The organism is Ruegeria sp. CG1, assembly GCF_056537265.1.
This window is the reverse complement of record NZ_JBQFRF010000003.1, coordinates 339,754-360,826: the sequence shown is the minus strand read 5'-3', so window position 1 is coordinate 360,826 and position 21,073 is coordinate 339,754. Positions and strand designations below refer to the sequence as shown.

Sequence of the window (21,073 nt, the reverse complement as noted above, 5' to 3'; positions counted from 1 at the left end):
TCAGGCGATGCCCTCATAGATTTCTGCGATCTTGGTGACGGCCGCATCGGGGCTGAGCTCCTCACTTTCGCCGGTACGGCGGCTGGTGAGTTCGACAACACCATTCTTCAATCCACGCGGACCCACAGTGATGCGCCACGGCAGACCGATCAGGTCCATGGTGGCAAACTTGCCCCCTGCCCGTTCATTCCGATCATCATAAAGCGGCTCAAACCCCAGTGCGGTCAACGCGCTGTAGAGTTTATCGCACGCCGCGTCCGCCTCTTCATCGCCTTGCTTCAAGTTCACGATGCCGCAATGGAATGGAGTCACGCCTTCGGGCCAGATAATGCCCTTGTCGTCATGGCTGGCTTCGATGATCGCACCGATCAGGCGGCTAACGCCGATGCCGTGGCTGCCCATATGCACCGGAACCGGCTTGCCATCCGGGCCTTGCACAGTCGCTCCAAGAGCTTCGGAATACTGGGTGCCAAAATAAAAGATCTGCCCCACTTCGATACCACGCGCCACGCGGCGGCGGTTTTCGGGGATTTGGTCAAACAGGGCTTCGTCGTGGGTTTCGTCCGTTCGGGCGTATTTAGAAGTGAACTCTTCGAGGATCGCCTGACACTGTTCGCGGTTATCATAGTCGATCTCACGATCGCCGAAGGTCAGATCGGTGACCGCGCTGTCATAAAAGACCTCGGATTCGCCAGTATCGGCCAGTACGAGGAACTCATGCGTGTAGTCACCGCCGATAGGTCCAGAATCAGCGCGCATCGGGATGGCTTGCAGACCCATCCGCTCATAAGTACGCAGATAGCTGACCAAGTGGCGGTTATAGGCGTGCAGCGCGTCTTCTTTGGTCAGATCGAAATTGTATCCGTCCTTCATGTAGAACTCGCGCCCCCGCATCACGCCGAAACGTGGGCGGATTTCATCGCGGAACTTCCACTGAATCTGATAGAGCGTCAGCGGCAGGTCTTTGTAGCTGCTCACGTGGCCGCGGAAGATGTCGGTCACCAGTTCCTCGGCGGTCGGCGTGTACAGCATATCGCGACCGTGGCGGTCCTGCATGCGCAGCATTTCCTGGCCATAATCGTCATAACGACCGGATTCGCGCCAAAGGTCGGCTGATTGCAGAATCGGCATCTGGATCGCGATGTGCCCAGCCCGCGCCTGCTCTTCATGCACAATGTTCTCCAGCTTGCGCAGAACTTTGAAGCCCAATGGCAACCAGGAATAAATCCCGGCGGCGGCCTGTTTAATCATCCCGGCACGCAGCATCAGCCGGTGGCTGACGATCTGAGCCTCCGAGGGGTTTTCCTTGAGAACGGGCAGAAAGTAACGGCTGAGACGCATAACGTAACCTTACGGGTGAGAATTTCGCTGCAAGGTGATTATTCCAAAGCCTAGCCGGGGGCAATCGCACATCGGTGTTTTGCGACCCTACCACTGTCGGTTTTTCGATTGACCGCAACGCCGGGGTTTTCAATGTTGGCGCAAACGTCCAACCGCGAGGCAGCAATGCAAACAATCACCGAACCCGCCCGCCAGATCCCCGTTGTTCATCAGACAGACGTATTGGTTGTGGGCTCGGGCCCCGCTGGATTGTCAGCAGCGCTGGCTGCCGCACGCGCTGGGGCCGAAGTTTCCTTGATGGACAGATTCGGTTGCATGGGTGGGAATATTACGGCAGTCGGTGTCGAAGGCTTTGCCTGGTATCGCCACGAACAAACTGTCGAGGCCGGTGGCATCGGCATGGAGTTCGAAACCCGCGCCAAAGAGATGGGTGCAGCGGTGCCTGAAAGCCAATCGCTCAGCTACGAACTCGACAGCGAGGGCTTCAAACTGGTGGCCGACAAGCTGGTTGAAGAGGCTGGCGTCAATCCGATGTTGCACCGGCAATTCGTCGCCCCGATCATGGAAGGGGATCGCATCACTGGGGTGATTACCGAATCCAAAGCGGGGCGTGAGGCGATCTTGGCCAAGGTTGTCATCGACGCCACAGGGGATGCAGATGTAGCGCATCGCGCGGGCGCCCCGACCCACAAGACGCCACGCGAGGACATGATGGCGGCCTCAGTGATGTTCCATCTGGCCGGTGTCGATAAACGGGCCTTTATTGAAGGTGTCAAAGCCGACCCGCAGACCTATAAGGACTGGGGTGGCGGTGGCGAATGGAATATCGAAACCTCGGGCAAAGAGGACGACATGTTCTCGCCCTTCGTCAAGAAACCCTTCCAGCAGGCGATTGATGAGGGCCTGATACCGGCTCATTTAAACACGATCGCGGGGACCTGGGGGGCGATGCACGATACCGGAGAACTGACCTATATGAACCTGATTCATATGGACCAGATCGATGGAACCGACCCCGACAGCCTGACCTTTGGTGAGATCGAAGGCCGCCGACAGGCGATGCTGGCCATTGATGCCCTCCGCCGTTTCATGCCGGGGTGCGAAAACGCACGTCTACGCAATTTCGGCATGACCATCGGCATTCGGGATACGCGCAAGATCGATGCCGTCTACAACATGACCGAAACCGATGCCCGACATCAGGGCCGGTTCGAGGATTCCATCGGTATCTACCCTGAATTCATCGATGGCTACGGCATTCTGATCTTGCCGACCACGGGGCGATATATGCAGATTCCGTATCGCTCGATGCTTCCCAAAGGGATCAAGGGCCTGTTGGTTGCGGGCCGGTCCCATGGCGCGGATCGGGTCGCTCACGCCGCGACGCGCAACATGTCCTGCTGCGCGGTGATGGGTCAGGGCGCAGGGATCGCGGCGGCCTTATCGCTGAAAAGCAATCAGGAGCTCGACAGTATGAACCTTGCTCCTGTGCATCAGGAACTGGAACGGCAAGGCGTGAGAATTACCTAATGGAGCATATTCCAACCATAGATATCAGCCCGCTGACTGATCCTTCTGGTCCGCTGTATCAAGCAACGGTCGCGCAGATCATGGATGCCTGCACCAGTATCGGGTTTCTGTCGATCACAGGGACAGGCATCGCGCCTGAGCACATCGAGCAGGTGCGCGAGTGTGTCAGTGCGATCTTTGATATCGACGAGGCCCGAAAATGGGATCAGGCCATCACCCGCGATAACTATCGCGGATACATTCCGATGGGCTTCTTCACGCCCAATGACGGCTCGGGCCCGGCGGATAAGTACGAAGGATATAAGCTGCATTTCGAAGCAGCCGAAGATGCCCCGATCCGAGTTGAATGCGCGCTTTACGGCCCGAATATCTGGCCCCGAGAAGTGCCCCAGGCCCGCGCGGTAATACTGGATTACTGGCTACAGCTTGATGGCGTAACAGATCTTTTGCTGGGTGCATTGGAAGTGGGGTTAAAGATTCCAACCAACACCCTGCGCGACGCCTTCCGAGACCCGATGACCAACATGACCTTGCTACACTATCCGCCACAATCCCCGGATGAGCGTGGCTATGGAATTCATCCGCATAAGGACACCGACGCACTGACAATAATCGCTCCCGATCCGGTCGGAGGGCTTGAGGTGCAGACCCGCACCGGCGGCTGGATCACACCGGACTGCCCGCCCGGCGGCTTCGTGGTCAATATCGGCGACATGCTGGAACTGTGGTCGGGCGGGCGGTTGAAATCGACCCCGCATCGCGTGGTTAATCGATCCGGGCGTGAACGCTATTCCTTCCCTTATTTCGCCGTTCCGCGCCACGATGTGGTGGTTGCGCCACTGCTGCCTGCCCTGCCCGGCTTTGATCGCCCGAAGGTACATTGCGGACACTGGTCGGCGGAAATCTGGCGCACCAACTGGCCTGATGAAATGGCCACAGGTGAGACACCGGAACTGGGTACTCTGACAGACTAGGGTATAAAAATCGCGCGCCATGAACCGCTTGCATCGCCGGGCGTCATGGGCCAAGAACACGGCAATGCTGTGCAAACGAGGGATTGCGCCATGGCCTTGCCGGTGAAGGATCAGCTTAGATACTGGGGCATTGCCGCCGCTGTTTTCGTGCTGCTTTTGTACCTGTTGGGCGATGTCTTGCTGCCCTTTGTGATCGGTGGTGCGATTGCATATTTCCTTGATCCCGTTGCGGACCGCCTGGAAACACTCGGCCTTTCGCGCATGGCTGCGACCGGGATCATTACCGTTGTCGGCGTGTTTGGTTTTGTTTTGATGATTCTTATGGTTGTGCCCGCGTTGATCACACAGCTACTGGATCTGATTGATGTTTTGCCAAGCCTTTTTAAAGAACTGCGCGCCTTTATTGAGAAACAATTCCCGGCTTTGCTCGATCGCGAATCAAATACCCACCAGATGCTGGTGTCATTTGGCGAGACGCTGAAATCAAAAACCGGCGATGTGCTGCAAACCGTTCTGGCCTCATTGGGTTCAGCAATAAATGTCGTCGTCCTGCTGGTTATCGTACCGGTTGTCGCGGTTTATCTGCTGATGGATTGGGATCGCATGATCACCCGGATCGGAGAGCTCTTGCCCCGTGATCACGCCCCCACGATCAAACGACTTGCTGGTGAAATCGACGCCGTTCTTGCCTCATTCGTGCGTGGAATGGGTACCGTCTGCCTGATCCTCGGCACCTACTATGCTGTCGCATTGATGCTGGTCGGCCTGCAATTCGGCCTGATCGTCGGCTTCATTGCAGGACTGGTAACCTTCATCCCCTATTTGGGCGCCCTGATCGGAGGCACCCTAGCCATAGGCCTGGCCCTGTTTCAGTTCTGGGGGGACTGGGCACATATCGGTTTGGTCGCCGGTATTTTTGCTATCGGACAGGTGACCGAGGGCAACTTCCTGACGCCCAAACTCGTCGGTAGTTCGGTGGGCCTGCACCCGGTCTGGCTGCTGCTGGCCTTGTCGGTCTTCGGCGCGCTGTTCGGCTTTGTCGGAATGCTGATCGCAGTACCTGTAGCGGCTGCCTTGGGCGTGCTGGCACGGTTTGCGACCGAGCAGTATCTGCACAGCCGCCTATATACCGGGCTTGAAGGGCTCAATCAGGAAGACGAATAAATGGCCATGCAGCTAAGCTTTGATCTGCCGTCCAAGACTGCCTTGGGCCGCGAAGACTTTTTCGTCTCGCCTGCTAATGCGCTGGCTGTTGCGATGATCTCTGCCACCTCATGGCCTGGCAACAAACTGGTGCTGAGCGGCCCTGCAGGATCGGGCAAGACCCATCTAGCGCATGTCTGGGCCGGCGAGACCGGCGGTCGAATCGTACAAGCCGCCGCGCTTCGATATGACGACGTGCCGGACCTGGCGCGCGGTCCGGTGGCGGTCGAAGATGTGCCGGTAATCGCGGCGGACGTCGAGCAGCAGAAAACTCTGTTCCATTTGCACAATCTGGTTCTGGCCGAGGGCCACGCCTTGCTGATGACCGGGCGCACGACGCCGAAGCTGTGGCATCTGCCGCTGGCCGATCTGCAAAGCCGGGCCGAAGGTGCGCATCATGTGTCGCTTGAAGGGCCGGACGATGCGCTGCTGGGCGCAGTGCTGGCGAAGCTATTCACCGACCGGCAGCTCAATCCGGGGCCGGATGTCATAGCATATCTGGTCAAGCACATGAATCGAAGCTTTGAAACCGCCGCCCGCGTGGTCGAGCAGCTTGACGAAATTGCGCTGACTGAAAAACGCGACATCACCCGTGCGCTGGCGGTGCGTCTATTGAACACAGAGGCCGAACAATCGGATGCCTGCAATTGACCGGACAAGGGTGATCTCGCATCCTGTCGCGCAAAAGACCTGGGGACACCATGACCAAGATTGCCGAGACTGATTTCCCGGATCACGGGCTGTTCGGAAGGCCGCTGTTCGAAGATCCGGGCGCCCGTGCACTTTCCCGGGTCGGGGTTGTCGATATCGGATCGAACTCGGTCCGGATGGTGATTTTTGACGGCGCGGCGCGCTCACCGGCCTATTTCTACAATGAAAAGGTGATGTGCGAACTGGGCGCCGGCCTGTCAGAGACCGGCCGACTGAACCCTGAAGGTCGCAAACGGGCGCTGGCTGCCTTGCACAGGTTTCAGCATCTTGCCAGAGACCTCGGCCTGCCCGCCCTGCACGCGGTCGCCACCGCTGCGGTGCGCGAGGCCAGCGATGGACCGGATTTCTGCGCGCAGGCAAAAGCCGAAACCGGCCTGATCATCAACGTTGTCGATGGCGAGGAAGAAGCACGGCTCTCAGCTCAGGGCGTGCTGCTGGGTTGGCCCGGAGCTTATGGGCTGATCTGCGACATCGGTGGCTCGTCCGTCGAACTCGCTGAGATCGGAGGCGGCAAGGTCGGACGTCGCATGACTTCGCCCCTGGGGCCGCTCAAGCTGCGCGATATCAAAGGCGGTCGCCGGGCGCGTAAGGAGCATATCAAGAAGACGCTGGAAGAGATGCGCGACCGGATGGGCCCTCAACGTGATCGGCTGTTTCTGGTCGGCGGCAGTTGGCGCGCCTTCGCACGTCTGGACATGTTGCGCCGAGGCTATCCGCTGAACGTGCTGCACGAATACCGCATGACACAAAGTCAGGTACGCGAGACCATCAAGTTCATCGAACAGAATGATCCTGATGAATTGCGCGCATTGGCCGGTGTGTCGGGATCGCGTATGGCATTGATCCCCTATGCAATGGATGTGCTTTCACGCCTGATCCGCACGTTCAAACCAAAGGACATCGCGATTTCAAGCTACGGCATCCGCGAAGGATTGCTGTATGAACAGATGCCGCAACGCCTGCGCGACCGGGATCCTTTGATCGAAGCCTGCCGGTTTGCCGAAGCGAAAGACGCGCGCTTGCCCGGTTTCGGCAAACACCTGTTCGATTTTGTCATGCCCTTGTTCCGTTCGGCGCCGGAACCGATGCTGCGCCTGATCAAGGCAGCTTGTCTGCTGCACGACGTCAGTTGGCGTGCGCATCCAGATTACCGGGCCGAGGCTTGTTTCGAATATGTCACACGCGCCAACATGAGCGGGATCAAACATTCCGAGCGGATCTTTATCGGGCTCGCTTTGCAACACCGATATCGCAACAAACGTGAAGGGAGCCGCTTTACCGAGCTTTACGAACTGCTCGAAGAACGCGGCCAAGAACAGGCCGAAATCCTAGGCAAAGCACTACGGTTCGGAGCGATGCTTTGGATGCAGCACGACGCAGCCATGGGCAAGATGCGTTACTATCCCAAAAAACAAAAGCTCGAACTGCGTCTGCCCAAATCGGCAGGCGCATTGTTCAACGAAGTCGCCGAGGCCCGTTTTAACTCGTTGGCCGGCGCGCTGAAATCAGAACCCAAAGTGATCATTCGCGGATAATCAGATATCGGTATAACCGTTAGAAGTCTCTTCTTCCGGCACAACTTCTTCGGGCTGATCTTTGGGCTTCTTGCGGATGATAATGTCGCCGTTTGGTAACATCTCGGGCGATTCATACGCGCTCCAATCCTGCACCTGAGCAGCCAAATCAGCCAGCGCCGGACCCATTTCCCGCATGAAAGACTGCAAAGCCGGACCAAATTGGTCCGCAAGTCCACGCAGGTCTTCGAGCGTGGGCTCCATCTCTTGCCGCAAGCCTTCCAGAAACAACTCGGCACCCCGCTCCATCAGCGACTTACCTGAATCGTTCTGTGCTTGGGCAGGCAGGGCCAAGGCGGTACAAACAGCGCTGATCAGCATTAGACGTAGCATAGCTTGAATATAAGCGAGCGTGCCGAGTGTTGAAAGGTCAGAGGTCGATATCCAACGTCACTGGGAAGTGGTCGGATGCGGTTAGCAAGGCATCCCTCAGCTCGGGGTTGCCCCAGCAGGCGGCATCGCGAAACGGATGCCAGATGCGCCAGTTCGGGTGGTGGGCGCGCAAATCCTCGCTAATCATGATGTAGTCCAACAACGCCTCAAGATACCGTCCCTCATTAGGCCGCGCAAATCGTGCAGTTGCTGGGACAGAACCGGGGCGCAGTTCCAATGCCCTTGCTGCATGAGGATCATAGAGCCCCGCCTGCAACAATATCTCGACCGACGATCGACCGAAGAGGTGTTCGAACTCGTCCAGCCCGGGTCCGTCATTGAGATCGCCCAGCAAAATCACCGGCTCTTGCTCCGTCAAATGATGTCGGACCCGTCGACCCAGCCATACCGCCTGCGCCAACTGCTTACGGCGATTGGCAATCGAAATTCGTATCATCTCATCCCGCGATGCAGCGCCATGGGGCGCTTTGGACTTCAGATGCGCCCCGATCAGTCGAAACTCCTGCCCTGAGGTTGTTTGGATCGCCAATTCCATCGGAGGCTTTGAAAACCGAACAAGATCCTCGGTCGCATCCACATCCAGGTCGATCCGGAACTCGGCATCGAAACGCGGCGCGTTCTCAGCCTCCCTTGCGTCGTGTTTGGCTGTAAGAATTTCGGGATCATAAAGCAGGGCCAATTCCTGATGTGTATCATTGGGAAATCCCATGATTGCATGGCTTGTACGCAGACCGAACGCCTCGGCAAATCGCTGCAAGGCACGGACCGTATTCTGAGACTTGCCTGTGTTGGGGGCTTCGACGATCAGCATCGCATCGGCATCAATCGCCGTCAGCACCTTTGCGATCGCCTCAACCTGCCGGGCCTTGGTCACATCGTGACGCCCTGACCAGCTGTCATCGACAATCAGGCTGTCATTGCGATCAAACAGGTTGGCGAACCATTCGATATTGTAGGTCGCCAACCGCACGGATCAGACCCGAGCGCCATTGATTTCATCCCAGGCGCGGTTGATGTCGATCATCTTTTTCTCGGCCAGCCGCACCGCCTCTTCCGGAACGCCGCGTGCCAGCATCGCATCGGGGTGAGTTTCTCGCACCAGTTGCCGCCAAACCTTGCGAATTTCGGTCAGAGGAGCGTCGCGGGGAACGCCCAGAACCGTATAGGGGTCTTTCGGCGCATCCGGTACGAAACGCGCGCGCAGGGCCATGAACTGAGCGTCGGTCTGGCCGAAAATGCGGCTGACTTCTTCCAAAAACTCGTTTTCGTTCGGATGGTAGAACCCGTCCGCCATGGCAATGTGAAACAGCCCTTCCATCAAATCGCACAGGGTGGTGCTATCTTCGGCGAACATGCGGGCAATCCGGCGGGCATAGTCCTGATATCCAGCAACGTCTGTCCGTGCCATGTCAAAGACCTTGGCCGCCCCGTCTTCATCTTCGGGCGCGATCTGGAACACTTCACGAAAAGCCGTCACCTCATCCCGCGTCACCTGACCGTCGGCCTTGGCCATCTTGGCGCCAAGCGCCACGACAGCAATCGCGAAGGCCACCGAACGTTCTGGCGGCGTGCGCAGTTTCTCAAACACCGCAGTCAGGCTTTCGCCCTGGGCAAGCGCGTTCAGCGCGTCGGCTATTCTGGACCAGATCGACATGGGCGCACCCTAGCGTGCCTTGTCACGACTGTCAGGTGCGACAGATGACTGCGGGCCGAGTATTTTCTGCATCAGGACAAGATCCAGCCGCTGCCCCCATTTGAACCCCACTTCAGGCATGCGTCCCACCTGCTTGAAGCCAATTGCCTTATGGAAGGCGATGGCTGCAGGGTTGGCCGATGAAATGCCCGCCACCAAGACATGCACGTTATCCTCCCGCGCGATGGCTTCAAGAGCCTCCATCAACGAACGGCCAACATTCTGGCCTCTGGCTTCGGGTGCCAACTGTATCGAATGTTCGCGGCACTGCGCATATCCCGGTCCCGAGCGGAAGGTGCCATAGGTCGCAAACCCCTCGACGGCACCACTGCGCTCGGCGACCAAGAAGGCGGGACCTCTGGTTTCGATCTCTGCCACCACGCTTTCGACGCTGCGTTCATCGGTGGTGAAAGTGACCAGCGTATCACGGATAATCACGTTTGCTATCGCCGCAATCGCGGATGCATCTTGGGCTCTGGCCTGCCGGATGTTCATTCCAGCACGCGCAACCCGTGCGGTGTTTCGATTTCAGCGCGCAATGCAGCCGGGCCGCTGTCAAACGCGACATACTCCAACGCCCCCAAACCTTTGGCTAAGTCGATTGCATCCGGATGGCACACAATAAGGCGGCGTAACCGGCAGCCACTGTCCTGAAGCATTTGCGCCGGATGCAGATCACCCTGCCACTCAATAAGCGCCGGAAAGAGGTTGTCAAATGGCAGACGTCCATTTGGGGGGACTGCCATACGCCAGCGCAGCGCGCCTCGGTTCAGATCGATAGGTTGTCCGACGCCGTCGGGGAAAACGGTCAGAGACGCTTCGATATCCGGAACCCGGCAAATCCAGTTGGTCAGGCGGGGTGATCCGGTGAACCGGTCCAGATCGAACCAGCGCGTCCTTTGCGGTTTGGAGGCTTCGGGGTCGATCGCAATCGCCTCCAGATAGAGCCCATCCCGCAAGCCCAGAAGTCGATTATACGTTCCGAATTTTTCGTGCTTGCCGCCGTCCTGAAGCCGTACGCCCAGCGCCTGTTCGATATGGTCAGAAGCTTCTTCAAGCGTTTCGCCCGCAACAGCCAGATGATCCAGTAACATGAAGACGCCTCCTGATGACAAACGACCAGACCATTTGGGTCTGGTCGCATGTTTTCCGCAAAGGGGCGAAATCACAAGATTTTTCGTACGAAAAATCTTGGCGCCGGCGTTAGGTTTTGGCTTCGCCGATCAAACGCAAGATGTCTTGGGCCGCTTCAGGGATGTTCGTTCCCGGACCAAAGATCGCCTTCACACCGTGATCGTAAAGGAACTGGTAATCCTGTTGCGGAATGACCCCACCGCAGATGACTATGATGTCTTCAGCCCCTGCCTTTTTCAGTTCCTCAACCAACTGAGGCGCCAATGTCTTATGCCCCGCAGCCTGCGAAGAGATCCCGATCACATGCACATCATTGTCCACCGCGTCCTGTGCGGCTTCTGCAGGTGTCTGAAACAGAGGGCCGACATCTACGTCAAACCCGATATCAGCAAAAGCAGTGGCGATCACCTTGGCCCCTCGATCGTGGCCGTCTTGCCCCATCTTGACCACCAGCAGACGCGGGCGACGCCCCTCGGCCTTGGCGAATTCTTCTATGGAATTCTGAATCGCGGCAAAACCTTCGTCACCCTCGTAGGCCGCACCGTAAACACCGGCCAGGGTCTTCACTTCGGCACGGTGGCGACCGAACTCTTTCTCCATTGCCATGCTGATCTCTCCTACGGATGCGCGGGCTCGGGCGGCCTCGACGGCGGCGGCCAGCAGGTTGCCTCCCTCGCGGGCGGTTGTTGTCAGGGCGTCCAGCGCCTGTTGGCAAGCCGCCTCGTCGCGCGTTGCACGGATACGCTCCAGCCGCGCGACCTGAGCTTCACGCACGGCCACGTTATCGACGTCCAGAATATCGATCGGGTCTTCTTGCTCTTTGCGATACTTGTTGACACCAACGATGACCTCTTCGCCCCGGTCGATCATGGCCTGACGGCGCGCAGCGCTTTCTTCGATCCGCAGCTTGGGCATGCCACTGGCAACGGCCTTGGTCATACCGCCCATTTCCTCGACCTCTTCCATAAGAGCCCAGGCTTTTTCGACCAGCTCGTTGGTCAGGCTTTCGACGTAGTAAGAGCCCGCCAGCGGATCGACCACATCGGTCACGCCGGTTTCCTCTTGCAACACCAGCTGCGTGTTTCGCGCGATACGTGCCGAGAAATCGGTTGGCAGCGCGATCGCCTCGTCCAGTGCGTTGGTATGCAGTGACTGTGTGCCGCCCAGAACCGCGCTCATGGCCTCATAGGCGGTGCGGACCACGTTGTTATAGGGGTCCTGTTCCTGCAGCGACACGCCCGAGGTCTGGCAATGAGTTCGCAGCATTTTCGACCGTTCGGATTTCGCCCCAAACTCGGTCATTACCCGATGCCAAAGGGTGCGCGCGGCGCGCAGTTTCGCGATCTCCATGAAGAAATTCATGCCAATGGCGAAGAAGAACGACAGACGACCCGCGAACTTATCCACGTCCATGCCTGATTCCGTCGCAGCGCGCACATATTCGCGCCCATCGGCCAGCGTATAAGCCAGTTCCTGCACCAGGTTCGCCCCGGCCTCTTGCATGTGATAGCCCGAGATCGAGATCGAGTTGAACTTGGGCATCTCATTCGAAGTGTAATCGATGATGTCCGAGATGATCTTCATCGAAGGCTCGGGCGGGTAGATATAGGTGTTACGCACCATAAACTCTTTCAGAATGTCGTTCTGAATGGTGCCCGAGAGCACGGCCTTGTCATGCCCCTGCTCTTCACCTGCAACGATGAAGCTGGCCAGAACCGGGATCACCGCTCCGTTCATCGTCATTGAGACCGAAACCTTGTCCAGCGGGATACCATCGAACAGGATTTTCATATCCTCAACGCTGTCGATGGCCACACCGGCTTTGCCGACATCGCCCACCACGCGGGGATGGTCACTGTCATAACCCCGGTGAGTCGCCAGATCGAAGGCGACCGAGACACCTTGCTGGCCGGCCGCCAGATTGCGGCGGTAAAATGCATTCGATTCTTCAGCCGTCGAGAAGCCTGCATATTGACGGATCGTCCAAGGACGCCCTGCATACATCGTCGCTTTAACGCCGCGCGTAAACGGCCCGAAGCCCGGAAGCGAGCCCATATGCGGCAGATCAGCCGTGTCTTCCTGAGTATAAAGCGGTTTGACGTCGATGCCTTCCAGCGTCTCTTTGGTCAGATCGCCCAAAGGTCGGCCGCGCAGCTCTTTTTCAGCCAGCACCTGCCAGTCGTTGGTGTCGGTCATGTCGTTTTCCTCTGTTCAATTCTGGTTTCGGCGGGGGCGACCCCGCGTGCATTGCTATCTGTCCGGCAGACCAGTTCAGCCCTCCCATCGGCGCCCGAGGCAAGCCATTCCAGATCATCGGCATAATCAGCCCAAAGCTGCATCGCCTGTTCAGCGGTCAGACCATGGGGCGTAGGTTTGGGCGCAGCATTCAACGCAAGGCCATCGCTGAATTCGGGCGCGGTGCGACCCGTCAGCGCCTGAAGCTGCGCCTGTTGATGACCCGCAAATTCCTCAAACGGCAAAACGAGCAATGGGACGCCCGGGAAGGCGTGGCTAATATCGGTGATGACGTCTCGCCAGCTCCGCTTGCTTTGCGCGATGCGGGTCCACTTTGTGGGCTCTATTGGGGCGCTGCCACGTTTGAACTTATAGGCGGCCACGGAAGACCAATACATATCCAACGCGCGGATATTCAAAGCAATTTTGGTGACTCTTCCATCAAATGCCCTTGCCAAAAGCTGCCCACGTTCCTGCATACCTGGATAGAGCGAGGCAAAGGCAATATTGCGCTCCATTGAGCCCACGAAATTCTCTTGGCTGACCAATAGCTGCGTCGCGCCGTCTTTCTGACATACGTCCAGCTCGCGGCGTAATCCATCACAGACCTCAGGCGTCAATTTGTTCAAGCTGTTGAGGCCATTGGAGCGTGTTCGCTCCGGCCCCCAATACGCCAGACCTTGATCTGCAAGGAGCTGCACGTTCCGGCTCAGATAGTTCTGGAAACTGGTGCTTGCACATCGATGTGCGCCGCAATGCAGGATCACTTCCATCGACCTACTCTCCCAACGCGAAGGCCGCGGGAACGGCGCGTTTTGTAGGCAAATTGATAAATACGCATGGGTGGGTGCGGCGTCCACGAAGCAAATTTTTGGTGATCACACGCATTTCGTCAGTCGCATTCGCCCCAGCAGAGGCTATATTCATGACAACAGGAGGCCTCATGACACGCACGCTTGCCTTTGTTTTCTCGGCACTATTCCCGTTGGCCGCCTTGGCCGCCGACGCGACTGCCCCTGCGGATGACAGCTTTGTTCGTCCAGTAGCTGACAGCGATCTAAGCGATTTTCTCTGGACGCATCGCCCGATCGTCGTTTTTGCCGATACCCCGGCAGACCCAAGATTCCAGCAACAGATTGACATGTTACTCGAAGGCGAAGACGCAATGCGGGATCGCGACGTGGTTGTCTTGACCGATACTGATCCGGCGGCGCGATCATCGATCCGATCAAAACTGCGACCGCGTGGTTTCCAGATGGTGTTTGTCGACAAGGATGGTGTCGTCAAACTGCGCAAACCCAGCCCATGGAGCGTGCGTGAGATTGGCCGATCCATTGACAAGACGCCTTTGCGCGAACGCGAAATCCGCGAACGACGTGAGGGCGGCTGAGCACCTGCGACATGCCTCAAGATCCCGGCGGAAGCCGCTGGGAACCTTGAAAGATATGTCGCAGGTGCGCGCATCATCACTCGAACTCGATGATCACATCGTCAACGGCCAGACTGTCGCCGGGGCCCGCGTTGATCTTGGAGACAACGCCCTTTTTCTCGGCGCGCAGGATGTTCTCCATCTTCATCGCCTCAACGGTACAAAGTGCCTGACCTTCCTGCACCTCCTGACCTACTTCCACATCAATCTTCACGATCAAGCCCGGCATTGGGCAGAGCAGCATTTTCGATGTATCAGGCGGCAGCTTCTCGGGCATCAGGCGGGCCAGTTCGGCCTGACGCGGGGTGCGCACATGTACCTTGAGGTCAGCCCCTCGGTTTCGGATACGGAACCCGCCCGATACCTTTCCAACCTTCAAGACCAACGGGCTGCCATCCACGTCCAACACCGCAAGTTGGTCACCCGGCGTCCAGTCAGAGGACACACGCAGAGCTGACCCGTCTTTGAATTTGACAGTCGCGCCCTGTTTGTCAGCCTTAACCTTGACGCTGAAATCCTGCCCTTGCAGAGCGACATTCCAACGTTTGCCGACTTTCCGTTCATGGTTGTCCATCCGGCCTGATACGCGGGTGCGACGGATTTCGGCAACCCGGTGCATGGCAGCGCACGAGGCTGCGATGCGACGCAGATCTTCTTCGGGAAGGTCGACGCCTTCAAACCCGTCCGGATACTCCTCGGCGATGAAAGCGGTCGTCATGTCACCACTTACAAATTTCGGGTGATCCATGACCGCTGACAGGAATGGCAAATTGTGACCGATGCCTTCGACTTCGAAACTGTCCAGCGCCACGCGCATCGCCTCAATCGCCTGTTCGCGGGTCGATGCCCAGGTACACAGCTTGGCGATCATCGGGTCGTAATACATGCTGATCTCGCCGCCCTCATAGACGCCGGTATCGTTACGCACAGCGCTATCCCCTTTAGGCGCATCACCTTGCCATTTGTCATTCACAAGCAGCGGGCCTGCTGCGACCTCCTGCGGCGGGCGATAACGGGTAAGGCGGCCAATCGAGGGCAAGAAGCCACGATACGGGTCCTCTGCATAAAGACGGTTTTCAATCGCCCAGCCTGTCAGGGTGACGTCATCCTGCGTGATCGACAGTTTTTCACCAGCGGCCACACGGATCATCTGTTCGACAAGATCGACACCAGTGATCAGTTCGGTCACCGGGTGTTCCACCTGCAGGCGGGTGTTCATTTCGAGGAAGTAGAAGTTCTTTTCGCCATCCACGATGAACTCGACCGTACCGGCGCTGGCATAGTTCACAGCCTTGGCCAACGCGACCGCCTGTTCGCCCATCGCCTTGCGGGTTTCAGGGTCAAGGAACGGCGATGGCGCCTCTTCCACAACTTTCTGGTTCCGGCGCTGGATCGAGCATTCGCGTTCCCCGAGATAGATGCCATTGCCGTGACTGTCACAGAGCACCTGAATCTCGATGTGGCGCGGCTGAGTCACAAATTTCTCGATGAAAATCCGGTCGTCGCCGAAGGAGTTCGCGGCCTCGTTCTTGGATGACTGGAAACCTTCCCGCGCCTCTTCGTCATTCCACGCAATCCGCATGCCCTTGCCACCGCCGCCAGCGCTGGCCTTGATCATCACCGGATAGCCAATGTCGTTCGAAATCTTCACCGCCTCATCGGCGTCTTCGATCAGGCCCATGTAACCGGGCACCGTCGAAACCCCGGCCTCCTGCGCGATCTTCTTCGAGGTGATCTTGTCCCCCATGCTTTCGATCGCACCGACCGGGGGGCCGACAAAGGCGACGCCTTCGGCATCCAGCGCCTCGGCGAATTTGGAGTTCTCGGACAGAAAGCCATAACCGGGGTGGACCGCCTGCGCGCCGCTTTTACGGATGGCATCCATCACCTTGTCGATGACGATGTATGACTGGTTGGCGGGCGGCGGGCCGATATGCACGGCCTCATCCGCCATTGAAACATGCAGGGCGTTCTTGTCAGCATCTGAATAGATGGCAACCGTGCCAATGCCCATCTTGCGGGCGGTCTTGATGACCCGGCAGGCAATCTCGCCCCGGTTTGCGATCAGGATCTTGTTGAACATGGAACGTCCTTTGGCTTGATGTTCTGGAAACGCAAAACGCCGCCGCGGGGCGTTGACCCCACGACGGCGTGATGCGCAATGACGGACGGGACTTTTCCAGCCCCGTTAAATTCAGCTTTAGTTACAGTTGTTCTGGGTCTTGCAGTAAAGCACGTTGCCCGCAGCCCCGACTGCCGCCCCAAGCAGCGGATCTGCACTGAGGACCGCTGCCCCCAGAGCCCCCGCACCGCCGCCAAGGATCGCCTGTTCGCCGGTCGAGCCACCGCAGGCCGCCAAACCCGCGCAGGTTGCCAACGCAAGGGAAATTCGTTTGATTCGCATGGTTTCTGCCCTTCTAGATTTTTTGCAGTCTTTGAGAGCAGATGCCGATTTCGCGCCTTGTTATGCAATAACACGGACCACAAACTTGCGAATTGCGCAGGTTTTTGCCGCTTTTTGTCCAAACCTGACAAAAAGAAAACCGCGGACAGAACTCTGTGGGGAACACAAGCCTGCCCGCGGAAGGAAGGGGTACGGAATAGTAGGTGCTTGTGCGACGCAGGCAAAGTAGAGCCGCACGGCCCAATCACTGTGCACAGCACAATTCTGGCCGCCAACCAGTTATTGTTTCCATCTGAGATTCCGGCTGAAACCTGCCCATCCAGCGCGGCACCACGCAGATTTGCGCCGACGTCGTAATCGCCCGGACAGCGACGACTACGTCTGAAATCCGTCACGTTCCTGTTACAAATCGAAGACTTGTAGCGAGGCAGTGCGCGAGGCACCTCACGCAACATCACTACAAACTCACGCAAAAATCCTTCCGGTGACAGTAACTTAGATTCCGGTTTCAGCGCAGCGTGAAACGTCACATGTCTACCGACACTTTTGCTTGAAAAATTGAGAGCATCTTCTCTCAACTTGGTGATTTCCCAAGAATTCAGTTGCGTGGAACGGTGCCCCTGCACACTCGCACACAAGGAACTATCCATATGATAACAAAGGGTAAAAATGCTAGCCTGCTTGCTGCCAGCGCGCTTTCCGTGACCGGTATGCAAGCCTTGGCGCAAGATGCACAAACTCAGGCTGAACTGGATGCACTGCGCGCCCGGGTCGAAGCGCTGGAATCCTCCAATCCCGGGTCTGGCACTGGGGATCTGCAGATCGGCAACACCACTCTGGACGTCTACGGTTATGTCAAAGCCGACTTCTTCTATGACTTCGAATACGATCAGGGCGACACCGCATTCGTAAACGCGATTGGCGAACCCTCGGCCGAGACAGATGGTACGTTTGGCGCCACAGTCCGTCAGTCTCGTATCGGGCTGCGCACCAGCACGCCTTCGGGAATCGGAGACATTCAGGGCCAGATCGAAGTCGATGCCTTCGGCTCGGACGGAACCGCCGAATTCCGAATTCGTCATGCCAATATCCGAATTGGGGAACAATGGCTGATCGGACAATACTGGACCAATTTCCAACCTCTGGACACCTACCCGACCTCGGTGGAATTTAACGGGCCGGTCGGGATCGCTTTCGCGCGCGTTCCGCAGGTGCGCTACACCAACAATATCGGATCGAATACCACCTTCGCCGTTTCCGTTGAAGAAAACGTCGGCGGCTCGGATTCGGATGATCCTGTGCTGACTGGTTCGGTCGAATACAACGATGGCAAATACATCGCTCGTGCCTCGGCGCTCTACGGCAAGGCGCAATCCGGCGACGTCGAGGTCGATCAGACCGGTTTCTCTTTGTCGGGCTCGATCCGACCGTGGGAAGGTGGGTTGTTTCAGGTCAACTATGTCAACGGCGAGGCACTTGGCCCCTACCTGATCGGCTTGGGTGACGCAGTCGTCGGGGGTCAGGCCAACGATGTTGATGGCTACACCATCGAATTCCGTCAGGACCTGAGTTCCAAATGGAACGTCGGCATCGCCTATGGCAAGGAAGACTACGACCTGCCTACATCGACCGGTACTTTGTCGTTCACCGAGCTTGAGACGATCCACGTCAATGCCTTTTACAAGGCGACAGACAACCTGACGCTCAGCGCCGAATACATCTATGGAGAGCGGAACGACACAATTTCCGGCGACACATTCGACGGCAATCGTGTCCAGTTGGCCGCGCAACTCAACTTCTGATGAAAACAGCCTACCCTGCCCATTAGCGGGCAGGGTTCCAGTGTCACTGATCATCTGAGTGTTATGTGCGGCAGCCCCGGTCACAATCAGCGCACTCCGTCGAACACGTCAGGGAAAGATTGGCGCGCGGCGTCCAGATTGATCACCAGCAGAGCATCGTAGCTTGCAGGATCAAACGGGTCTTCGGCGGCGACAACCTCACGCCCGAACAGCCAACTTAGACGGCCCGCGTCCAGATTGCCTCGCTCAAAGGGCTGATCACCAAAATGCGCCCATAACGCCTCGATAAACGCGACATCTGCGCGCTTGTCGGCGGGTTTGCGATCGCGAAAGCGTTCTCGCTGGGTCAGCGGCGTAACGCCCTTGGGATTGGCCCGCCGAATGGTGAACTGGAAGTCTGTTCCGGGCAAACGTCCGGGGAAACCGCGATGTTTCAGCATTGCGAAACCTCAACGGACAAGTTCCAGATATGGCAGGCCATCGGACATGCCTGCGGGATTGAAGTGATCATGCGAACCTCCAGAGCTGCATCACTGTATCGGGACACTCTGAGACCGTGACATTGTTGGTTCATGGTCAGAGCCCCTCCCAGATACACCGGGATTGATCCAGCCGGTAGGCTTCGAAGAACTGCGTTGCGTCAGGTTCGGAGGTGCCGAACGCTACCGGTCTGTCCGAAAACGAAATCACAATCCGGGCAGGCTGCAATTCGTGCTGGGCCACGTAAGGCACCGCCAGTGTTTCACACAAATGCTCCATGTCGACTACGGCGACATCATATGTGATACGACCTGCAGTCGATCCGATCTTGGGTGCAATGAACCGAAACCGCACCCAAAGCTCACCCGGATTGGTGTCCAGAAGCACATCGCTAAGCTCGACCGGTTGACCCGACGGCACGGGCAGCAGGTTTGAGGCCAGCGCCGAACCTACTCCGACCAGCAACGTAAAAACCCCGGCGCATCCCCGGATCCGCCAGCGGCGGCTTCCTTCCTCCGGGGGAGCGTGCAGAGTGGTTGCAACCTGCACGGTCTTATGTCCGGTCAATCGGGGCATTTACGGCTCGGGCCTCCTCGGCGGGCATTTACAGCGGGATATTGTCGTGCTTTTTCCAAGGGTTCTTCAGTTGCTTGCCGCGCAGGCTCGCAAATGCACGTGATACACGGCGGCGGGTCGATTGTGGCATGATCACCTCGTCGATAAAGCCGCGCTCGGCCGCGACGAAAGGATTTGCGAACCGGTCCTCGTAGTCCTGAGTGTGTTTCGCAATCTTGTCGGCGTCGCCCAGATCGGCGCGGTGGATGATTTCGGTCGCGCCCTTTGCGCCCATCACCGCGATCTCAGCCGTGGGCCACGCATAGTTGAAGTCGCCGCGCAGGTGTTTGGAGGCCATAACATCATACGCGCCACCGTAGGCCTTACGTGTGATTACGGTGACCTTTGGCACGGTCGCTTCGCCATAAGCAAATAGCAGTTTCGCGCCGTGCTTGATCACGCCGCCATACTCCTGCGAAGTGCCCGGCAGAAAGCCCGGAACATCAACAAGCGTCAGGATCGGGATTTCAAAGCAATCACAGAACCGCACGAACCGGGCCGCTTTTCGGGAACTATCGATGTCCAAACATCCTGCCAATACCATGGGTTGGTTGGCCACGACGCCCACGGTCTGCCCTTCAAGCCGGATAAAACCGGTGATGATGTTCTTAGCGTAGTCTTCCTGAATCTCGTAAAAATCACCCTCATCCGCCACTTTGGTGATCAGTTCCTTCATGTCGTACGGCGTGTTCGGATTGTCCGGGATCAGCGTATCCAGCGATGTCTCGACCCTGTCAGGGCTGTCAAAAAACGGACGAACTGGCGGTTTCTCGCGATTGTTGAGCGGAAGGAAGTCGACAAGACGGCGCACCTCGGCCAGGGCCTCCACATCGTTTTCAAACGCACCATCAGCGACCGAAGACTTTTTGGTGTGGGTTGAAGCCCCGCCCAATTCCTCTGCCGTCACGACCTCATTGGTGACGGTCTTCACAACGTCTGGGCCGGTTACGAACATGTACGAGGTGTCTTTGACCATGAATATGAAGTCGGTCATCGCAGGACTGTAAACCGCACCACCTGCACACGGCCCCATTATCACGCTAATCTGTGGCACGACGCCTGAGGCCATGATGTTACGCTGGAACACCTCAGCATATCCGGCCAATGAAGCGACGCCCTCCTGAATCCGCGCCCCGCCCGAGTCGTTGATCCCGATCACCGGCGCTCCGTTTTGAACTGCCATATCCATGATCTTGCAAATCTTCTGCGCATGGGTTTCTGACAGCGAGCCACCGAATACGGTGAAATCCTGGCTGAAGACGTAGACCATTCGACCATTGATTGTACCCCAGCCTGTGACCACCCCGTCACCAGCAGGCTTTTGTTTCTCCATTCCGAAATCAGTGCAGCGATGGCTGACAAACATGTCAAACTCTTCAAAGCTGCCTTCGTCTACCAGCAACTCGATCCGTTCGCGTGCCGTCAGCTTTCCGCGGGCGTGTTGCGAGTCGATGCGTTTTTGCCCACCACCCAATCGCGCGTTGTTGCGACGGCCTTCGAGCTCGGAAAGGATGTCTTTCATGTCGGTAGTCTCCCAAGAGAATTTGCGCGACCA

The 21,073-nt window shown here is 57.6% G+C and carries 20 protein-coding genes; 7 read left to right on the top strand and 13 right to left on the bottom strand.

What is annotated here, in order from left to right:
* Positions 1 to 1,341 carry a proline--tRNA ligase gene (gene proS, locus ACR0AU_RS11290; protein ID WP_170732937.1) on the bottom strand — a complete coding sequence of 447 codons (1,341 nt, stop codon included), beginning with the start codon at positions 1,339 to 1,341 and terminating at the stop codon, positions 1 to 3.
* A gap of 132 nt (positions 1,342 to 1,473) precedes the next feature.
* Between proS and ACR0AU_RS11285 the strand changes: the two genes are divergently transcribed.
* The 5 genes from ACR0AU_RS11285 to ACR0AU_RS11265 all read left to right on the top strand — a co-directional run bounded on the left by ACR0AU_RS11285 (position 1,474) and on the right by ACR0AU_RS11265 (position 7,294).
* Complete coding sequence (locus ACR0AU_RS11285; protein ID WP_480795687.1) at positions 1,474 to 2,871, top strand: FAD-dependent oxidoreductase; 1,398 nt, start codon at positions 1,474 to 1,476, stop codon at positions 2,869 to 2,871.
* Complete coding sequence (locus ACR0AU_RS11280; RefSeq protein ID WP_480795686.1) at positions 2,871 to 3,845, top strand: isopenicillin N synthase family dioxygenase; 975 nt, start codon at positions 2,871 to 2,873, stop codon at positions 3,843 to 3,845. The genes ACR0AU_RS11285 and ACR0AU_RS11280 overlap by 1 nt, the downstream gene beginning before the upstream one ends.
* A 90-nt stretch (positions 3,846 to 3,935) precedes the next feature.
* Positions 3,936 to 5,009 (top strand): AI-2E family transporter, encoded by a 1,074-nt coding sequence (locus tag ACR0AU_RS11275; protein ID WP_170392915.1) that lies wholly within the window; start codon positions 3,936 to 3,938, stop codon positions 5,007 to 5,009.
* Entirely contained in the window at positions 5,010 to 5,699 is a 690-nt protein-coding gene (locus tag ACR0AU_RS11270; protein WP_170392125.1) for an HdaA/DnaA family protein, read from the top strand. It abuts the gene before it with no gap.
* Positions 5,700 to 5,749: 50 nt separating this feature from the next.
* Positions 5,750 to 7,294: a Ppx/GppA family phosphatase gene (locus ACR0AU_RS11265; protein ID WP_170732939.1), complete on the top strand. Its 1,545-nt coding sequence runs from the start codon at positions 5,750 to 5,752 to the stop codon at positions 7,292 to 7,294.
* On the opposite strand, the gene ACR0AU_RS11260 is transcribed toward ACR0AU_RS11265, so the two are convergent.
* The 7 genes from ACR0AU_RS11260 to ACR0AU_RS11230 all read right to left on the bottom strand — a co-directional run bounded on the left by ACR0AU_RS11260 (position 7,295) and on the right by ACR0AU_RS11230 (position 13,561).
* Complete coding sequence (locus tag ACR0AU_RS11260) at positions 7,295 to 7,654, bottom strand: hypothetical protein (protein WP_480795685.1); 360 nt, start codon at positions 7,652 to 7,654, stop codon at positions 7,295 to 7,297.
* 49 nt (positions 7,655 to 7,703) lie between these two features.
* On the bottom strand, positions 7,704 to 8,696 hold the full coding sequence (locus tag ACR0AU_RS11255; RefSeq protein ID WP_170512355.1) for an endonuclease/exonuclease/phosphatase family protein: 993 nt from the start codon (positions 8,694 to 8,696) through the stop codon (positions 7,704 to 7,706).
* A gap of 3 nt (positions 8,697 to 8,699) precedes the next feature.
* Positions 8,700 to 9,380 carry a molecular chaperone DjiA gene (locus ACR0AU_RS11250; RefSeq protein ID WP_170392133.1) on the bottom strand — a complete coding sequence of 227 codons (681 nt, stop codon included), beginning with the start codon at positions 9,378 to 9,380 and terminating at the stop codon, positions 8,700 to 8,702.
* A gap of 9 nt (positions 9,381 to 9,389) precedes the next feature.
* Positions 9,390 to 9,914, bottom strand: a complete 525-nt coding sequence (locus tag ACR0AU_RS11245) for a GNAT family N-acetyltransferase (RefSeq protein ID WP_170512323.1) — start codon at positions 9,912 to 9,914, stop codon at positions 9,390 to 9,392.
* Positions 9,911 to 10,513: a VOC family protein gene (locus ACR0AU_RS11240; RefSeq protein ID WP_170732941.1), complete on the bottom strand. Its 603-nt coding sequence runs from the start codon at positions 10,511 to 10,513 to the stop codon at positions 9,911 to 9,913. The genes ACR0AU_RS11245 and ACR0AU_RS11240 overlap by 4 nt, the downstream gene beginning before the upstream one ends.
* A 109-nt stretch (positions 10,514 to 10,622) precedes the next feature.
* The gene (gene scpA, locus ACR0AU_RS11235; protein ID WP_170661943.1) at positions 10,623 to 12,749 is read right to left on the bottom strand and encodes a methylmalonyl-CoA mutase; all 2,127 of its coding nucleotides are present in this window, start codon (positions 12,747 to 12,749) and stop codon (positions 10,623 to 10,625) included.
* A complete protein-coding gene (locus ACR0AU_RS11230) occupies positions 12,746 to 13,561 on the bottom strand; it encodes a hypothetical protein (protein WP_170732943.1) in 816 nt (271 codons plus the stop codon). Before ACR0AU_RS11230 ends, scpA begins: the two co-directional genes overlap by 4 nt.
* A 170-nt stretch (positions 13,562 to 13,731) precedes the next feature.
* On the opposite strand from ACR0AU_RS11230, the gene ACR0AU_RS11225 reads away from it, so the two are divergent.
* Positions 13,732 to 14,178 (top strand): DUF4174 domain-containing protein, encoded by a 447-nt coding sequence (locus ACR0AU_RS11225; protein ID WP_170661939.1) that lies wholly within the window; start codon positions 13,732 to 13,734, stop codon positions 14,176 to 14,178.
* Between the two features lie 76 nt (positions 14,179 to 14,254).
* On the opposite strand, the gene ACR0AU_RS11220 is transcribed toward ACR0AU_RS11225, so the two are convergent.
* Together ACR0AU_RS11220 and ACR0AU_RS11215 are read right to left on the bottom strand one after the other, a co-directional pair.
* Positions 14,255 to 16,300, bottom strand: coding sequence for an ATP-binding protein (locus ACR0AU_RS11220; RefSeq protein WP_480795684.1), 2,046 nt, complete (start codon positions 16,298 to 16,300; stop codon positions 14,255 to 14,257).
* Positions 16,301 to 16,417: 117 nt separating this feature from the next.
* Positions 16,418 to 16,621, bottom strand: coding sequence for a hypothetical protein (locus ACR0AU_RS11215; RefSeq protein ID WP_170392147.1), 204 nt, complete (start codon positions 16,619 to 16,621; stop codon positions 16,418 to 16,420).
* 650 nt (positions 16,622 to 17,271) lie between these two features.
* Here ACR0AU_RS11215 and ACR0AU_RS11210 point away from each other — a divergent pair.
* A complete protein-coding gene (locus ACR0AU_RS11210) occupies positions 17,272 to 18,423 on the top strand; it encodes a DcaP family trimeric outer membrane transporter (RefSeq protein ID WP_480795683.1) in 1,152 nt (383 codons plus the stop codon).
* Positions 18,424 to 18,509: 86 nt separating this feature from the next.
* Here ACR0AU_RS11210 and ACR0AU_RS11205 read toward each other — a convergent pair whose 3' ends face one another.
* The 3 genes from ACR0AU_RS11205 to ACR0AU_RS11195 form a co-directional block, all read right to left on the bottom strand.
* On the bottom strand, positions 18,510 to 18,863 hold the full coding sequence (locus tag ACR0AU_RS11205) for a hypothetical protein (RefSeq protein ID WP_170392151.1): 354 nt from the start codon (positions 18,861 to 18,863) through the stop codon (positions 18,510 to 18,512).
* 136 nt (positions 18,864 to 18,999) lie between these two features.
* Complete coding sequence (locus ACR0AU_RS11200; protein WP_480439172.1) at positions 19,000 to 19,479, bottom strand: DUF6497 family protein; 480 nt, start codon at positions 19,477 to 19,479, stop codon at positions 19,000 to 19,002.
* Between the two features lie 28 nt (positions 19,480 to 19,507).
* Entirely contained in the window at positions 19,508 to 21,040 is a 1,533-nt protein-coding gene (locus ACR0AU_RS11195; protein WP_170563888.1) for an acyl-CoA carboxylase subunit beta, read from the bottom strand.
* Between the last annotated feature and the right edge of the window lie 33 nt (positions 21,041 to 21,073).

Excerpts from the sequence above, each read along its gene's own strand:
- proS (WP_170732937.1), bottom strand. The coding sequence starts at position 1,341 with ATGCGTCTCAGCCGTTACTTTCTGCCCGTTCTCAAGGAAAACCCCTCG.
- ACR0AU_RS11210 (WP_480795683.1), top strand. The coding sequence starts at position 17,272 with ATGATAACAAAGGGTAAAAATGCTAGCCTGCTTGCTGCCAGCGCGCTT.
- scpA (WP_170661943.1), bottom strand. The coding sequence starts at position 12,749 with ATGACCGACACCAACGACTGGCAGGTGCTGGCTGAAAAAGAGCTGCGC.
- ACR0AU_RS11285 (WP_480795687.1), top strand. The coding sequence starts at position 1,474 with ATGTTGGCGCAAACGTCCAACCGCGAGGCAGCAATGCAAACAATCACC.
- ACR0AU_RS11250 (WP_170392133.1), bottom strand. The coding sequence starts at position 9,380 with ATGTCGATCTGGTCCAGAATAGCCGACGCGCTGAACGCGCTTGCCCAG.
- ACR0AU_RS11215 (WP_170392147.1), bottom strand. The coding sequence starts at position 16,621 with ATGCGAATCAAACGAATTTCCCTTGCGTTGGCAACCTGCGCGGGTTTG.
- ACR0AU_RS11245 (WP_170512323.1), bottom strand. The coding sequence starts at position 9,914 with ATGAACATCCGGCAGGCCAGAGCCCAAGATGCATCCGCGATTGCGGCG.
- ACR0AU_RS11225 (WP_170661939.1), top strand. The coding sequence starts at position 13,732 with ATGACACGCACGCTTGCCTTTGTTTTCTCGGCACTATTCCCGTTGGCC.
- ACR0AU_RS11205 (WP_170392151.1), bottom strand. The coding sequence starts at position 18,863 with ATGCTGAAACATCGCGGTTTCCCCGGACGTTTGCCCGGAACAGACTTC.
- ACR0AU_RS11230 (WP_170732943.1), bottom strand. The coding sequence starts at position 13,561 with ATGGAAGTGATCCTGCATTGCGGCGCACATCGATGTGCAAGCACCAGT.
- ACR0AU_RS11195 (WP_170563888.1), bottom strand. The coding sequence starts at position 21,040 with ATGAAAGACATCCTTTCCGAGCTCGAAGGCCGTCGCAACAACGCGCGA.
- ACR0AU_RS11275 (WP_170392915.1), top strand. The coding sequence starts at position 3,936 with ATGGCCTTGCCGGTGAAGGATCAGCTTAGATACTGGGGCATTGCCGCC.
- ACR0AU_RS11200 (WP_480439172.1), bottom strand. The coding sequence starts at position 19,479 with ATGCCCCGATTGACCGGACATAAGACCGTGCAGGTTGCAACCACTCTG.
- ACR0AU_RS11280 (WP_480795686.1), top strand. The coding sequence starts at position 2,871 with ATGGAGCATATTCCAACCATAGATATCAGCCCGCTGACTGATCCTTCT.
- ACR0AU_RS11260 (WP_480795685.1), bottom strand. The coding sequence starts at position 7,654 with ATGCTGATCAGCGCTGTTTGTACCGCCTTGGCCCTGCCTGCCCAAGCA.
- ACR0AU_RS11220 (WP_480795684.1), bottom strand. The coding sequence starts at position 16,300 with ATGTTCAACAAGATCCTGATCGCAAACCGGGGCGAGATTGCCTGCCGG.
- ACR0AU_RS11265 (WP_170732939.1), top strand. The coding sequence starts at position 5,750 with ATGACCAAGATTGCCGAGACTGATTTCCCGGATCACGGGCTGTTCGGA.
- ACR0AU_RS11270 (WP_170392125.1), top strand. The coding sequence starts at position 5,010 with ATGGCCATGCAGCTAAGCTTTGATCTGCCGTCCAAGACTGCCTTGGGC.
- ACR0AU_RS11240 (WP_170732941.1), bottom strand. The coding sequence starts at position 10,513 with ATGTTACTGGATCATCTGGCTGTTGCGGGCGAAACGCTTGAAGAAGCT.